This is a genomic window from Pseudomonadales bacterium (assembly GCA_024234215.1).
Classification (GTDB): Bacteria; Pseudomonadota; Gammaproteobacteria; order Pseudomonadales; family UBA5862; genus JACKOQ01.
On sequence record JACKOQ010000003.1, the window covers coordinates 370,276 to 385,571 of the forward strand.

The following is a 15,296-nucleotide window of genomic DNA, read 5'->3' on the forward strand; positions in this document are numbered from 1 at the left end:
CCTGTCACCCCCATTTCCGTCTCATGACCGCGGTGGACGCAATCCAGCGGTCCACCCTTTCCATGAGACCGCAGGCGCAAGATCCCATGAGTCAATCGATCGAAACCGCAGACGAGATCACCTCCTCCCGAGCCGATGAGGAACAGGCCGCCAGTGTGCCGGCGCTGCCGGGACAGCACCTGCCCGACAAGCTGGTGCTGATTCCGGTCAGCGGACGGCCCTTCTTTCCGGCCCAGGTGCAGCCGGTCATCGTCGATGCCGAGCCCTGGCATCAGAGCTTTGCGCAGGTGGCCGAGACTGACCACCATCTGCTCGGGCTGATCTATGTCCCCGATTTCGATGCCGACTCGACGCCGGTCGAGGCCTTTCCATCGATTGCCACCGTGGTGCGGCCCCACCATCCGCACAAGATCGACAACAACATCCAGTTCATCGCCGAGGGATTGCAACGGTTCCGGATTCTGCACTGGATCAGCCGTACACCGCCCTACCTGGTGCAGGTGCAGTACCTGCGCGGCAGCGAGACCCACAGCGACGAAACCCAGGCCTATGCCATCGCCATCATCGAGGCGATCAAGGAGCTGCTGCCGCTGAGCCCGCTCTATGGCGAAGAGCTGAAGCAGTACCTGAAGCGCTTCAGTCCCAACCAGCCCTCGCCGCTGACCGACTTCGCCGCCACGCTGACCACCGCCACCTCGGCCGAGCTCCAGCAGGTGCTGGAGACCGAAAACCTGCTGCAGCGGATGGAGAAGGTGCTGCTGCTGCTGCACAAGGAGGTGCAAATTGCCCGGCTGCAACATCAGATCAGCGAGGAGGTGGGACAGAAGGTCGGCGAGCAGCAGCGGCAGTTCTTTCTGCGCGAGCAGCTCAAGGTGATCCAGCGCGAGCTGGGGCTGAGCAAGGATGACCGCACCGCCGACAGCGATGAGTTCAAGCGCCGGCTGCAAGCGCTGGTGGTGCCGCCCCATGCCGAAAAAAAGATCAACGACGAACTGCACAAGCTGTCGATTCTCGACAACGGCTCACCCGAATATGGCGTGACCCGCAACTACCTCGACTGGGCCACGTCGGTACCCTGGGGCCGCTTCACCCAGGATCAGCTCGATCTGAAGCAGGCGCGACGGGTGCTCGACAGCCACCATGACGGGCTCGACGACGTCAAGAAACGGATCATCGAGTTCCTCGCCATCGGCGCCTACAAGGGCGAGATCGCAGGCTCGATCCTGCTGCTGGTCGGTCCGCCGGGCGTCGGCAAGACCTCGATCGGCCAGTCGATCGCCAGCGCACTGGGCCGCAAGTTCTACCGCTTCAGCCTGGGCGGCATGCGCGACGAAGCCGAGATCAAGGGCCATCGCCGCACCTACATCGGTGCCATGCCGGGCAAGCTGGTGCAGGCGCTGAAGGAGGTCGAGGTCAGCAATCCGGTGATCCTGCTCGATGAGATCGACAAGATCGGTGCCTCCTACCAGGGCGATCCCGCCTCGGCGCTGCTCGAAGTGCTCGATCCGGAGCAGAACAGCCAGTTTCTCGACCACTATCTCGACCTGCGGCTCGATCTCTCCAAGGTGCTGTTCATCTGCACCGCCAACCAACTCGACACCATCCCGCCAGCGCTGCTCGACCGCATGGAGACCATTCGCCTTGCCGGCTACATCACCGCCGAAAAGCTGTCGATCGCCCGTCACCACCTCTGGCCCAAGCAGCTCGCCAAGGCCGGATTGAAAGCAGGCCAGTGCCGGATCAGCGATGCCGCGCTGCGGCGCGTGATCGAGGATTACGCCCGCGAGGCCGGCGTGCGTCACCTCGAACAGCAACTGGCGCGCATCATCCGCAAGGTGGTGGTGGAGCTGCTCGAATCACCCGGCCAGCGCTTCAACATCGGCGTCAAGGATGTCGAGCGCCATCTGGGCGGTGCGCTGTTCCGTCCCGACCAGCCGATCCGGCAGGTGGGTGTGGTGACCGGGCTGGCCTGGACCGCCCTGGGTGGCGCCACCCTGCCGATCGAGGCCTGCCGGGTCCATGCCAAGGGGCGCGGCTTCAAGCTGACCGGCAAGCTCGGCGAGGTGATGCAGGAGTCGGCCAACATCGCCTACAGCCACATCGACGCCCAGGCGGTGAAGTTCGGCATCGATCCGGAGTTCTTCAGCAGCAGCCACATCCACCTGCATGTGCCCGAAGGCGCCACCCCCAAGGATGGCCCGAGTGCCGGCATCACCCTGGCCACCGCGCTGGTCTCGCTCGCCTCGGGGCGGAACATCGACCGGCCGCTGGCGATGACCGGTGAACTGACCCTCACCGGACAGGTGCTGCCAGTCGGCGGCATCCGCGAAAAGGTGGTGGCAGCCAAGCGGGCCCGCATCGCCGAGCTGATTCTGCCCGAGGCCAACCGGCGCGACTTTGACGAACTGCCGGATTACCTGCGTGACGGGATGAAGGTCCACTTCGTGCGCCAGTTCAGCGAGATACCCCCCATCGTCTTTGCCCCGGCAGGGCGCTCCAGAAGCTGAGCAGTCGCGGCCGGCGGCTCGATCACCCGTGCGGCGTGCTGGCTGCCGCCGCGCGGTGATCAAGGTAGAATGGCCCGCTTTCACGCTGCGGGTACCCCTTGATGTCCTCCTCCAAAGTCGGCTTCGTCAGCCTGGGCTGTCCCAAGGCACTGGTGGATTCAGAACGGATCCTCACTCAGTTGCGGCTCGATGGTTATCAGATCGTCAGCCACTACAGCGAAGCCGAACTGGTGGTGGTCAACACCTGCGGCTTCATCGATGCCGCCAAACAGGAGTCGCTGGAGGCGATCGGCGAGGCCATCAGCGCCAATGGCCGGGTGATCGTCACCGGCTGCCTGGGCAAGGAGGCCGAGCAGATTCGCGCGCAGCACCCGCAGGTACTGGCCGTCACCGGCCCCCACGCCTATGAGGCGGTGCTGAGCGCGGTGCATCAGCATCTGCCCTCGCGCACCCCTCATGACCCCTTCACCCAACTGGTGCCGCCGCAGGGCATCAAGCTGACGCCGCGCCACTATGCCTATCTGAAGATTTCCGAAGGGTGCAACCACCGTTGCAGCTTCTGCATCATCCCGGCGCTGCGGGGTGACCTGGTCAGCCGGCCGATCGGCAGTGTCATGGATGAGGCCGAACAACTGGTCAGGGCCGGCGTGCGCGAACTGCTGGTGGTCTCGCAGGACACCAGCGCCTATGGCGTCGATCTGAAATACCGCACCGGCTTCTGGCAGGGGCGCCCCCTGCGCACCCGGCTGCTCGACCTCTGCCAGGCACTGGGCGAGCTGGGCGTCTGGGTGCGGCTGCACTATGTCTATCCTTACCCTCATGTCGACGAGATCATCCCGCTGATGGCCGAAGGGCGGATCCTGCCCTACCTCGACATTCCATTGCAGCATGGCGTGCCACGCATTCTCAAGCTGATGAAACGGCCGGCCGCCAGCGAGAAGACCCTCGATCGCATCGCCCACTGGCGGCAAATCTGCCCGGAGCTGACGCTGCGCAGCACCTTCATCGTCGGCTTTCCGGGCGAGACCGAAGAGGAGTTCGAGGCGCTGCTCGACTTTCTCGACGCAGCACAGCTCGATCGGGTCGGCTGCTTCACCTACTCACCGGTCGAGGGCGCTGCGGCCAACCAGTTGCCCGATGCGGTGCCCGAAGAGGTGAAGCAGGCGCGTTACCACCGTTTCATGACCCACCAGGCCAAAATCAGCGCCGAACGCCTGCGGCGCAAGGTCGGCAGCATCCAGCAGGTGCTGGTCGACGAGGTGACACCGCAAGGGGCCATCGGTCGCAGCAAGGCCGATGCACCGCAAATCGATGGCCTGGTCTATCTGCATGGCAAACGGCAACTCACGGTCGGTGAATGGGTGGAGGCCAGGATCGAACACAGTGATGAACATGACCTGTTCGGCCTGACACTGCCGCCAGCGGAACCGGGCCATTGATTTTTTGACATCATGCGTTTAAATATGAAGCTAACCTGCTATAAACCATCCATTTTATGGAGAAGAAATGGAGCCGATCCGCTCTGTCTGCAGCACCACCGCCATCCTGATGTCACTGCTGCTGTGGCCGCTGCTGGCGACGGCCGAGCTGCTGCCGAGCGCTGATCTGGTGCTGGTCAACAAGTCGCAGCGCAAGCTCTATCTGATGCGCGAAGGGGTGATCTACCGCGAATACCGCGTCGCGCTGGGCAAGAACCCCAAGGGACACAAGCAGCGCGAAGGCGATGACCGCACGCCGGAGGGCTTCTACTGGCTCGACTGGCGCAACCCCGACAGCCAGTACTACAAGGCGATTCACGTCTCCTACCCGAACGAGAAGGACCGCACGGCCGCCAAGAACCGCAAGGTCAAGCCGGGCGGCATGATCATGATCCACGGCATGCCCAACTTCCCCTCCAAACCGGCCAAAAACTATCAGAACCGCGACTGGACCGAGGGCTGCATCGCCGTCTCCAACGAGGCGATGGAGGAGATCTGGCATGCGGTCGAGGATGACACGCCGATTCTGATCGAACCCTGAACCGATCACGCAAGATGCCTCACTCCAACCCTTCACCACTGTCGCGCGCCCTGCTGTGGATGCTGGGCACGCTCCTGCTGCTGCCCCGCGCCGGCTGGTCGAGCTGCGAGGCGGCACGGACCGCCCTCGACACGTCGATCCGCGCCACCTACAGCACCCAGCTCTATGGCCTGCCGATCAGCAGCGAACACCGCATGGCGCCCGGCGCTGATGGCTACGAGGTGGTCAACAAGGGGCGGGTGCTCGGCTTTACCGTGCTGGAGCAGAGTCGCTTTCGCCTCAGTGCCGAAAACCGGCTCCAACCGCTTGAATACCGCTATCGCCGCGGCAGCGAGGGCGACAAGCAGAACCTCGACCTGCGCTTTGACTGGAAGAAGCACATCGTGGTCAGTCAGCGCCCCAACGACGACTGGCAGCTCCCGCTCGAACCGCTGACCCAGGATGCCCTGAGCCAGCAGGAGCAGTTGCGGCTCGACCTGATCTGCCAGGGCTCACGCTTCGACTCGGTCACCTACCCGGTGGTGCGCAACAACAAGATGCGCCATTACACCTACGTCAAGCTCGAAGAGGCGCTGCTCGACACCGCCGTGGGGCCGCTCAAGACCGTGGTGATCCGCAAGGTCGATGAGAAGGCCGAACGCGACACCAAGGTGTGGATGGCCATCGACTGGGACTACCTGCTGGTGAAGCTGCAATACCGTGAGAAGAACGGCGAACTCTATCGCCTGGAACTCGACAGCGCCGAACTGGGCGATCGTCCGGTGACGGCCTTTCAGCCGGCACCTTGAGCGTTGGCATGATCTGACGAATCGCCACATTCAGGCCCCTCCATCCATGCCGGAGCTTGCGCAGACATGACTGAGTCAGTGTCCATTTTCTTTACACTTTGGTTGTACCGCCGAGAAAAACAGCATGCCGAACAGGCTTAATATTTTGTTTTTATTATATTTTATTTGTTGGCCCTTTTTGTGCCTTTAAAAATCTGGTGCAGCAAAACCTTGGCTGCATCTGCCTCACGATTCTTATCTGTTGAATGAAGAAGGAAGGAAAATCGCAATGAAAAAATCCTTTACGAAAAAATCACTGGCAGCGGGAACGCTCCTGGCAACCCTCTCTCTGGGCGCAAACGCCACCATAGCAATCAACGTCTTTAACGAGCCTCCCGACTTTCCGGGCGGTGTCAGTTTTTCACCTTTTGCCGCCTCGCTCGGCGTGCTGCCGGACGGCGTGAGCACGGTTTTAGGGTCACTGGCAGGGAATTGCCAAGTCGGCGACTGCAACAATGACCCCAATGGTGACACCCAGGACAGCGTGCTCTTCACGGTCGGTCCAAATGCCAGACTGAACAGCATCTTCATCACCACCTCGGTCGCCGAGGCGCCAAACGGATTCGGCGCCAGCTTTTCTTTGCAGGCCGCAGGTCAGCCTCCGGTCTCCGTCGCCTTCACCCCATACCTTCCGCTGGGCTCCACCTCCGCAAATCAGCTCTCTTCACTGCTCGGTCCCGGCGTCTACGCGCTCTCGATATACGGGCAGGGTGCATCGGCCGCTGGTGCATATGACATGGATTACACAGTCGAGTTGAATGTCTCCGCGGTGCCGGTTCCGGCAGCAGCCTGGCTGTTGGGTTCAGGAGTGGCCGGCCTCATCGCGCTGAACAAGCGCCGCAGCGCCAAGAACGGCTGACACAGCGTTTTGCCAGGGAGCGCGCACTTGCGCTCCCTGGCAATCTCCAGTGCCAGGTACCCACTGCGCAGCCCCCAGCGGGCTGATGCTCTGCCGCCCACCGACCGCGCAGATCAAGAGAGATCGAGGCAGTGATCACCGGTCGGATAGAGAACAGGATACCTGCCACACGCCTCCCCTCTGCTGTCCCGCTTGGCTGACATCGGAAAACCACGGCCCCACTCCCCATCCAATCTGTCGACACTGTTGCAGCCCGGCGGCCGCTTGGGCTAGAGTATCTACATTGACGATACAAAGAAGAGTGGACCATGCAACTGCTGATCAAGAAATGGGGCAACAGCGCGTCGGTGCGCATCCCAGCTGCGATCATGGAGGCTGCCCATCTGCACATCGACGATGCCGTCGATGTGCGCGAGGAGGATGGCCGCATCGTCATCGAACCGATCCGGCCCAAACGGTACGCATTGACCGAGCTGCTCGCCGGCATCACGCCGCACAACCTGCATGGTGAAGCCGACTTCGGGCCAGCCATCGGCCGGGAAAGCGGCTGATGGCGGCACCCTACGTGCCCGACGCCGGCGACATCGTCTGGCTGCAATTCAACCCGCAGGCCGGACATGAGCAGGCCGGTCACCGCCCCGCACTGGTGCTCAGTCCAGTGGCTTACAACCACAAGAGCGGACTGATGCTCTGCTGTCCGCTGACCACGCAGATCAAGGGTTATCCCTTCGAGGTGATGATCGCCGGTCAGGTGGCGAGCGCGGCACTGGCTGATCAGGTCAAAAGCCTGGATTGGAGCGCGCGCAAGGCGGTGCCAAAAGGCATGGCCACGGCCGCCGAACTGGCCGAAGTGCGTGCCAAATTGCTGGCATTGCTTGCACCGGTCTGAGCCGTCGGCCGGGTTTGCCGGCAATCGGGTGGCCCACGCGGTGAAAAACCGCCACCAATTCCCATCAGCCTGACCGAGGCTGCACGATCTGCCCTATCATGACGGGCCTGCGACTCCACCGGCAGCCTGCCCATGATCCGCCCCGCCCGCCTCAGCGACCTGACCGCCCTGCTGGCGATCGAGAACCGCTGTTTTCAGACCGACCGGCTGTCGCGGCGCAACTTCCGCTATCTGCTGACCCAGGCCAAGGCCGCCACGCTGCTGCTGGAGGCAGACGGCGCGGTGCAGGGTTACGTGATGCTGCTGTTCAATCAGGGCACCTCGCTGGCCCGCCTCTACTCGGTGGCGGTCGATCCCGCTCTGCGCGGCCAGGGCGCTGGCCGGCAACTGATCGAGGCGGCCGAAGCGTGCGCGCTGGCGCATGAGTGCCTCACGCTGCGGCTCGAGGTGCGGGCCGACAACCCGCCGGCCATTGCACTCTATCGGCGGCTTGGCTACCACCAGTTCGGCATCTACGAGGATTATTACGACGACCATGCGCGGGCGTTGCGCTTCGAAAAGCGGCTGGCGCCCGAGCTCAACGTGGAATTGGCCGCCGTGCCCTACTACCGGCAGACGCTCGATTTCACCTGCGGTCCGTCGGCGCTGATGATGGCGATGAAGACACTGCAGCCCGAACTGCCGCTCGACCGCCGGCTCGAACTCAATCTGTGGCGCGAGTCGACCACCATCTTCATGACCTCGGGGCATGGCGGCTGCTCGCCCTATGGCTTGGCACTGGCGGCCCACCACCGCGGTTTCGATGTCGAGATCCATGTCAAGGATGATGCCGCGCTGTTCGTCGATTCGGTGCGCGATCCGGAGAAAAAGGCGGTGATCCGCCTGGTGCAGGAGGCCTTCATCGCCGAGCTGAGCCAGTTGCCGATCCCGATCCACTACGGTGTCGTCACCATCGAGGAGCTGGAAGCGGCGCGGCGACGCGGCGGGGTGCCGGTGGTGCTGATCAGCTCCTACCGCATCTATGGCGAGAAGTTTCCGCACTGGGTGGTGGTGACCGGCTTCGATGAGCGCTGCATCTATGTCCATGATCCCTATCTGGATGAAAATTCCGACAGGGTCATCATGGACTGCATCAACATGCCGATCCTGCGCCGCGACTTCGCCCGCATGAACCGCTACGGCAAGGCGGCGCAGATGGCGGCGCTGGTGGTCTATCCGCGACCGCATGGCGGCGCGATCGAAGGCAAACCATCAGCCACACCGTGACGACCCATTTTCGAGGTGACGATGTCCCGCGCGATCATTCTGGTTGAAGAGTTGGAGGATTGGCCCGCCACCTTTCCCGCCGTGGAGCTGGTGCGGGCGCGCGACTACCTTGCCAGCAGCGCCCTGCAGGAGACGCGCGCGCTGCGGGTGATCAACCTCTGCCGCGGCTACCACTACCTGACGCTGGGCTACTACTGCTCGCTGCTGGGCGAGGCGCGCCGGCACCGGCTGCTGCCCTCGGTGCGCACGCTGGCCGACCTCGACCGCAAGAACCTCTACGAGCTGGTCACCCTGGAGCTGAACCAGGAGATGCTGCGTCCGGCGATGGAGAGTGCCGCGGCCGAGGAGCTGTCGTTCAACATCTACTTCGGCAAGAGCGAGCGCCCCGGCTTCACCTGGCTGGCGCGCGCGCTCTATGAGGCCTTTCCGGCACCGATCCTGCGGGTCAATCTGCATCTGGGCGAAAAGTCGGAGGTGCGCGCCATCGAGGCCGGTGCGCTGCATGAGCTCGATGACGCGCAGCAGCGGCTCTTTCTCGCCGCACTCGAGGCGCTGCTCAACCGCGGCTGGCGGCGACCGCGCGCCCGGCGCCACTTCCGCTACGACATGGCGATTCTGCACGACCCGGCCGAGAAGCTGGCCCCCTCCAACCCGCGCGCGCTGGCGCGGATGATTCGTGCCGGACGGCGGCTCGGCATCAATGTCGAACTGGTCACCCACCGCGACTATGACCGGCTGGCCGAATATGACGCGCTCTTCATCCGCGAGACCACCCACATCGATCACCACACCTACCAGTTCGCCCGCAAGGCGGAGCGTGAAGGCATGGTGGTGATCGATGACTCCGACTCGATCGTGCGCTGCACCAACAAGGTCTATCTGGCCGAGCTGATCGATGCCCATGAACTGGCCGCGCCCACCACCGTGATCATCAACCGCGACGAGATCGACCGGGTCGAGCAGCAGCTCGACTACCCGATGGTGCTGAAGATTCCCGATGGCTCCTTCTCGCGCGGCGTGCACAAGGTGCAGAACCGGACCGAGCTGCATCAGGTGGCCGCGCAGCTCTTCGCCAGCAGTGACCTGATTCTGGCCCAGGCGTTCGTCTACACCGAGTTTGACTGGCGCATCGGCGTGCTCAACCGCAAGCCGCTGTTCGCCTGCCAGTACTTCATGTCGAAACACCACTGGCAGATCGTCAAGCATGAGGGCGAGGGCCGTTTCAAGGTCGGCAACCACCGCGCGGTGCCGGTCGCGGAGGTGCCCGAAGCGGTGATCCAGCTCGCGCTGAAGGCAGCCAATCTGATCGGCAATGGCCTCTATGGCGTCGACATCAAGCAGAGCGGCAATCGCCTCTATCTGATCGAGATCAACGACAACCCCAACCTCGATGCCGGCGTCGAGGATCAGATTCTGGGCATGGCGCTCTATCAGCAGTTGATGCAGGAGTTCCTGCGCCGGCTGGAGTTGCGGCGCAACGGCCGGCCCTAGGGCACGCCGTTCAACCCGTGCGCATCTCGGCAAGCCGCCGCAGCGTCAGCCCCTGCGAAAACTCCTGACTGCGCTCGATGTGGCTCTGCAACAGCGCGAGTGCCTCGTCGAGCCGGCCGTCGAGCAGGCACTGGCAGAGGGCGTGGTGCTCCCGGTAGGTGGCCTCGATGCGCCCGACATCGGTGAAATCGAGCCGGCGGATGATGTGGATGTGCTCGTTGATCTCGCGCAGCTTCTGCACCAGCACCCGGTTGCCGCAGCCGGTGGCCAGCGCCAGATGGAAGGACTCATCGCGCAGCGCCATCGTCTCCACGTCGATCACATCGGTCGGGATCTGGCTCGGCGCCCACTCGGCAGCCAGATCGAGCAGCGCCTGGCGCGGCATCCGCTCGATCACCAGTTGCAGCATCAGCCGCTCCAGCGCCATGCGCACCTGGTAGTAGTCGTTGATCTCGTCGATGTCGAGTTCCCGGACAAAACAGCCCTGCTTCGGCCGCACCGTCATCAACCGCTCCATCTCCAGCCGCTGCACCGCTTCACGGATCGGCGTGCGGCTGACGCCAAAGCGCTCGCTCAGCTCGCCCTCGGTCAGCCGGGTGCCGGGGTAGAACTCGAAGTTGAGGATCATCTCTTTCAATCGACGATGGATGGCGTCGGCATTCTGCGGGTTTCTGCGCTTGCTGGACATCACACTACCGTAAGTTGTGAATCTGGCGCTCCGGCCTGGAAATGTCTGGCTGGTGTTCTGCACTTTTGTAGTTCATCACACCGGAACATGTCCAGCCTTGGGGCAGATTCTTTTTGGAATCATCGGCAGAACAACAGAAACTGACTCCTATCGTTTTGATTTTAATCAATATTTATCTAACTCTAGACACTTGCAACAAACTGGCACGCTTTGCGCATCAAATGTATACAACAATAAATTCATTGTTGTTTGCAACACGCCGGAGAGATACATGAACCAGCCGCTGCCCAACACCGCAATCGAACGCCACCCGTCACGGCAACTCCGCGGCCTGCTGGCCGGACTCTGCTGCACCCTCACCACGGCCTGCCTGGCCGACGGTGGCGGCTTCAGCACCACCAACTTCCAGTACCTGCGTGGCGACAACTATGAACTGGGCGACCAGCAGCGCTCGATCATCACCGTCGAACATGCCAATGGCTGGGCCTATGGTGACAACTTCTTCTTCGTCGATGTCACCAATCCCGATCGCAACGGCAATCAGACCGGTACCGGCTATTATGCCGAGTTCTCGCCGCGTCTGAGTTTCGGCAAGATGTTCGGTGCCGACCTCTCCAGCGGCATCATCAGGGATTACCTGATCACCACGACGCTGGAACTGCCCGAGGAGCCGGTCGACAAGACCTACCTCTATGGCCTGGCGATCGACCTCGACCTGCCCGGTTTCGCCTTCTTTCAGACCAACTTTTACATCCGCAACAGTCAGGCGCCGGGCGTCGACACCGGCCATCAGATCACTCTGGCCTGGCTCTATCCGTTCCACACCGGCAGCCTCAACTGGGTATTCGAGGGCTTTCTCGACTACGCCTTTGGCGAGGATCCGCTGGAAGACAACCTGCTGACGGCACCCCGGCTGCTGCTCGATCTGGGTGCGCTGGCCGGCTCACCGAGCAAGATCTACGCTGGTGTCGAATACCAGTACTGGGACAACAAGTTCGGCATCGACGGTGTCACCGAAAGCGTTGCCCAGGCCATGCTGAAGTGGGTCTTCTAGGCCAGGATGACGATGACCACTGTGGCCACCACCATGAATCTGAACGCACTGCGCAGCCGCTATGCCAAGGGACTGCGGGTCAGCCAACTGGTCGAGTCGCTGCTCGATCCGTTGGCGCGCAGCAGAGTCCAGGGGGTGTGGATCCACTGCCTCGATGACGACGCCCTGCTGGCGCGCGCACGCGAACTGGATGCGGCAGGTCCGGCCGACAAGCCGCTGTTCGGTATTCCGTTCGCGGTCAAGGACAACATCGACGTGGCCGGCCTGCCGACCAGCAATGGTTGTCGCGCCACTGTCGACTGGCCAGCGCAGTCGGCGCCGGTGGTGCAGCGACTGCTCGATGCCGGCGCGCTGCTGCTGGGCAAGAGCAACATGGACCAATTCGCGATGGGGCTGGTCGGCACCCGTTCGCCCTATGGCCTCTGCCCCAATCCATTCAACCCCGACTACATTGCCGGCGGCTCCAGTTCGGGCTCGGCCGTCGCCGTGGCCCGCGGGCTGGCCAGCTTCGCACTGGGAACCGACACCGCCGGTTCGGGACGGGTGCCGGCCGCGCTCAACCATCTGGTCGGCCTAAAACCGACGCCGGGTCGGGTCAGTAGCCGTGGGCTGCGCCCCTCCTGCCGTTCGCTGGACTGCATCTCGCTCTTCGCCCACACCATTGCCGACAGTTGGGAACTGTTGCAGTTGATCGAAGGATTCGACGCCGCAGACCCCTACTCCAGTCAGCCTCAGGCCTATCCCTGCGCCCTGCGGCAGGATGCAGCGCGAATCGGCGTGGCGGAGCCGGATCTGCTCGACTTCGGCGGCGATCCGGCCAGCCAGGCGCTCTATAGCCGGGCGGTGCAGGCCGTGACGCAAAGCGGACTGCAACGGGTCGAGACGAAAATCGAGCCACTGCTCGAAGCCGGCCGGCTGCTCTACGACGGCCCCTGGGTGGCGGAGCGCCATGTCGCGGTGGGTAAACTGGACCGTAATGCAATGCAACCGCCCATCGCTGCCATTCTCGATCAGGCGGCTGACTACAGCGCCGCCGACCTGTTCCGGGCGCAGCACCGTCTGGCCCAGTTGCGGCGCGAGGCCGACCTGTTGTGGCAGCAGGTCGAGGCGCTGCTGCTGCCAACCCTGCCGAGGCCCTACCGCATCGCCGAGATCGAGGCCGAGCCGCTGCGCTGCAACAGCCACCTCGGCCTCTACACCAACTTCGTCAACCTGCTCGGCCTCTGTGCCATCGCCATTCCGGTCGGACTCCTGCCCAGCGGCGTGCCCTGTGGCGTCAGCCTGATCGCGCCCGCCTGGAGCGAAGCCCGGCTGTGCCGGATCGCCGAGCAGTTGCTGGCGGCCATCGAAGCGCGCACGTTCACACCGGCACAGGCCTGCCATGCCGACCGCAGCGAACAGATCATCGCGGTCTGCGGCGCCCACATGAGCGGCCTGCCGCTGAACTGGCAACTGCTGGAGCTGGGCGGACATCTGCTGGCCGAGAGCAGCACCGCGCCCTGCTATCGAATGCGGCTGCTCGAAGGCAGCGGTCCGCCCCGCCCCTGCCTGCTGCGCAGTGACAGCGATGGGGCGGCACTGCCGCTGGAGCTCTGGAGCCTGCCGGGCAGCCAGATCGGCAAGCTGCTGGCGCAGGTGCCCGCCCCGCTGGCGCTGGGGCTGATCGAGCTGGCCGACGGCCGCAGCGTCCATGGTTTCATCGGTCAGGCCGGCGCCGTCGAGCATGGCCGCGACATCACCGCCCTGGGCGGTTGGCGCAACCATCTGGCCAGCCTGTCGGCCCGCAAACCCGACGGATGAATTTCAGCAACCCAAACGAACCGATCACCGACCCAACCATCGACCAACCCGAGGAGCTGTGGCCATGCAAACCCAACCCAAGCTGTGGACTTCAGGTGACTGGAATGCCTTCTTCGGTTTCGGGACCAACATCCTGCTCAACCTGCTGGTGTTGACCGGTCTGCTGACGCTGGTGCTGAAGATGCCGAGCGATCTGGTGTTCGGCCGCATCCTGCCCGCGACCGGACTGATGCTGTTCCTCTCCACCCTCTACTACGCCTGGCTGGCCTGGCGGCTGGCCAGACAGAGCGGCCGCGATGATGTCTGTGCGCTGCCGTCGGGCATCAGCGTGCCGCACATGTTCGTGGTGGTGTTCGTCATCATGCTGCCGATCGCCACCGCGACTGGCGATCCGATCCGCGGCTGGGAAGCTGGCCTCACCTGGGTCTTCGTGCAGAGCTTCGTGCTGATGGCCGGTGGCTTCGTGGCACCATGGATCCGCAGGATCACCCCGCGCGCGGCGCTGCTGGGCGCACTGGCCGGCGTCTCGATCGCCTTCATCTCGATGCGCCCGGCGCTGGAGATGTTCATGACCCCGGCCATCGGTCTGATCTGCTTCGCCATCATCGTCCTCAACTGGTTTGGCGGCGTGCGCTACTTCAAGGGTGCTCCTGCCGGACTGGTCGCCATCGCCGTCGGCAGTCTGATCGCCTGGGGCTCGACCGCGTTCGGCCTGAACTATGGTGGCATGAGCCTCGCCAAGCTCGGCGCGTCATTCAGCAATTTCGGCTTTTCGCTGCCGCTGCCGGTGATCGGCCATGTCTTCAGCGGCTTCGAGTTCATCGGCATCATCCTGGTCACCGCCATTCCGTTCGGCATCTATGACCTGGTCGAGGCGATGGACAATGTCGAGAGCGCAGCCGCCGGCGGCGACCACTTTCCCACCACCCGCGTGCTGACCGCCGATGGCGTGGTGAGTCTGATCGGCTGCCTGCTCGGCAATCCTTTCATCAATGCGGTCTACATCGGCCATCCGGGCTGGAAGGCGATCGGTGGCCGCATCGGCTACTCGGCCGCCACCGGCATCATGGTGCTGATACTCTCCTGGTTCGGCATCATCGCGGTGTTGATGGCGCTGATTCCGGTGGTGGCGATCGCCCCGATCCTGCTCTACATCGGCATGTTGATCGGTGCCCAGGCGTTCCAGGAGACCCCGAAGAACCATGCGCCAGTGGTGATCCTGGCGCTGGTGCCGCAGGTGGCCGCCTGGGGCAAGTTGCAGATCGACAGCGCACTGGCCGCGGCCGGCACCAGCGCCGCCAGCGTCGGACTCGACAAGCTGGGTCAGGGCGGCGTGCTCTATGAGGGATTGAGCGTGCTGGGCGGCGGCGCCATCCTCGGCAGCCTGATTCTGGCCGCGATCGGTGCCTGCATCATCGACCGCCACTTCATCAAGGCCGCCAGCTTCGCCCTGGTCGGCAGCCTGCTCACCTTCTTCGGCTTCATGCATGGCGAGGCAATCGGCATCGGCCACCATCCGGCTGTGGCTGTCGGTTACCTGCTGATGGCGGCGCTGCTCTATGGCTGCGCGCAGAGCGAGAAGGCCACCCAGCCGGCGCTGCAACCGGCCATAGCCGATCTGGCCGATTGAGCCCAGCGGCACAGCGTCGTCTGCCTGATTCCCGACCCTGAAAAGGCCAACGCCATCGAGTCCGACTGACCACAACAGGGAGGAGGTGTGTCCAAAACGGTTCCGTCATGTCGAAAGCAGAAGATCGGAAGTTCGTCCTCTCACCACCATTCAAGTTCACAAGGAGATTCTCATGTACAGGAAAGCCCTCTTTACCACCCTGCTTGGCACCGCTCTGCTGACCAACGGCGTCGAGGCCGGACGTGGCAACGGCAGCCCCAATGACC

General features: G+C 63.5%; 13 protein-coding genes. 12 read left to right on the forward strand and 1 reads right to left on the reverse strand.

What is annotated here, in order from left to right:
* Nucleotides 1-86 precede the first annotated feature (86 nt).
* From lon to H7A13_08470, 9 genes are all read left to right on the forward strand, one after another.
* Nucleotides 87-2,507 (forward strand): endopeptidase La, encoded by a 2,421-nt coding sequence (gene lon / locus H7A13_08430; protein ID MCP5333370.1) that lies wholly within the window; start codon nt 87-89, stop codon nt 2,505-2,507.
* A 101-nt stretch (nt 2,508-2,608) separates the two neighbouring features.
* Nucleotides 2,609-3,946, forward strand: coding sequence for a 30S ribosomal protein S12 methylthiotransferase RimO (gene rimO / locus H7A13_08435; GenBank protein ID MCP5333371.1), 1,338 nt, complete (start codon nt 2,609-2,611; stop codon nt 3,944-3,946).
* Between the two features lie 67 nt (nt 3,947-4,013).
* The gene (locus H7A13_08440) at nt 4,014-4,526 is read left to right on the forward strand and encodes a L,D-transpeptidase family protein (protein ID MCP5333372.1); all 513 of its coding nucleotides are present in this window, start codon (nt 4,014-4,016) and stop codon (nt 4,524-4,526) included.
* 14 nt (nt 4,527-4,540) lie between these two features.
* Nucleotides 4,541-5,314 carry a DUF3108 domain-containing protein gene (locus H7A13_08445; GenBank protein MCP5333373.1) on the forward strand — a complete coding sequence of 258 codons (774 nt, stop codon included), beginning with the start codon at nt 4,541-4,543 and terminating at the stop codon, nt 5,312-5,314.
* A 268-nt stretch (nt 5,315-5,582) separates the two neighbouring features.
* Complete coding sequence (locus H7A13_08450) at nt 5,583-6,212, forward strand: hypothetical protein (protein ID MCP5333374.1); 630 nt, start codon at nt 5,583-5,585, stop codon at nt 6,210-6,212.
* A gap of 308 nt (nt 6,213-6,520) precedes the next feature.
* Entirely contained in the window at nt 6,521-6,763 is a 243-nt protein-coding gene (locus tag H7A13_08455) for an AbrB/MazE/SpoVT family DNA-binding domain-containing protein (GenBank protein MCP5333375.1), read from the forward strand.
* Nucleotides 6,763-7,101: an endoribonuclease MazF gene (gene mazF / locus H7A13_08460; protein MCP5333376.1), complete on the forward strand. Its 339-nt coding sequence runs from the start codon at nt 6,763-6,765 to the stop codon at nt 7,099-7,101. Before H7A13_08455 ends, mazF begins: the two co-directional genes overlap by 1 nt.
* Nucleotides 7,102-7,233: 132 nt before the next feature.
* The gene (locus H7A13_08465; GenBank protein ID MCP5333377.1) at nt 7,234-8,367 is read left to right on the forward strand and encodes a GNAT family N-acetyltransferase/peptidase C39 family protein; all 1,134 of its coding nucleotides are present in this window, start codon (nt 7,234-7,236) and stop codon (nt 8,365-8,367) included.
* Nucleotides 8,368-8,388: 21 nt separating this feature from the next.
* Entirely contained in the window at nt 8,389-9,858 is a 1,470-nt protein-coding gene (locus H7A13_08470; protein MCP5333378.1) for a RimK family protein, read from the forward strand.
* A 10-nt stretch (nt 9,859-9,868) separates the two neighbouring features.
* Here the strand turns inward: H7A13_08470 and H7A13_08475 are convergent, their stop codons facing one another.
* Nucleotides 9,869-10,546, reverse strand: coding sequence for a GntR family transcriptional regulator (locus tag H7A13_08475; protein ID MCP5333379.1), 678 nt, complete (start codon nt 10,544-10,546; stop codon nt 9,869-9,871).
* Nucleotides 10,547-10,817: 271 nt separating this feature from the next.
* Between H7A13_08475 and H7A13_08480 the strand changes: the two genes are divergently transcribed.
* The 3 genes from H7A13_08480 (at nt 10,818) to H7A13_08490 (ending at nt 15,030) form a co-directional block, all read left to right on the forward strand.
* A complete protein-coding gene (locus H7A13_08480) occupies nt 10,818-11,600 on the forward strand; it encodes a DUF5020 domain-containing protein (GenBank protein MCP5333380.1) in 783 nt (260 codons plus the stop codon).
* Nucleotides 11,601-11,612: 12 nt separating this feature from the next.
* Entirely contained in the window at nt 11,613-13,400 is a 1,788-nt protein-coding gene (atzF, locus tag H7A13_08485) for an allophanate hydrolase (protein ID MCP5333381.1), read from the forward strand.
* 64 nt (nt 13,401-13,464) lie between these two features.
* Nucleotides 13,465-15,030: a regulator gene (locus H7A13_08490; protein MCP5333382.1), complete on the forward strand. Its 1,566-nt coding sequence runs from the start codon at nt 13,465-13,467 to the stop codon at nt 15,028-15,030.
* Nucleotides 15,031-15,296: the final 266 nt, after the last annotated feature.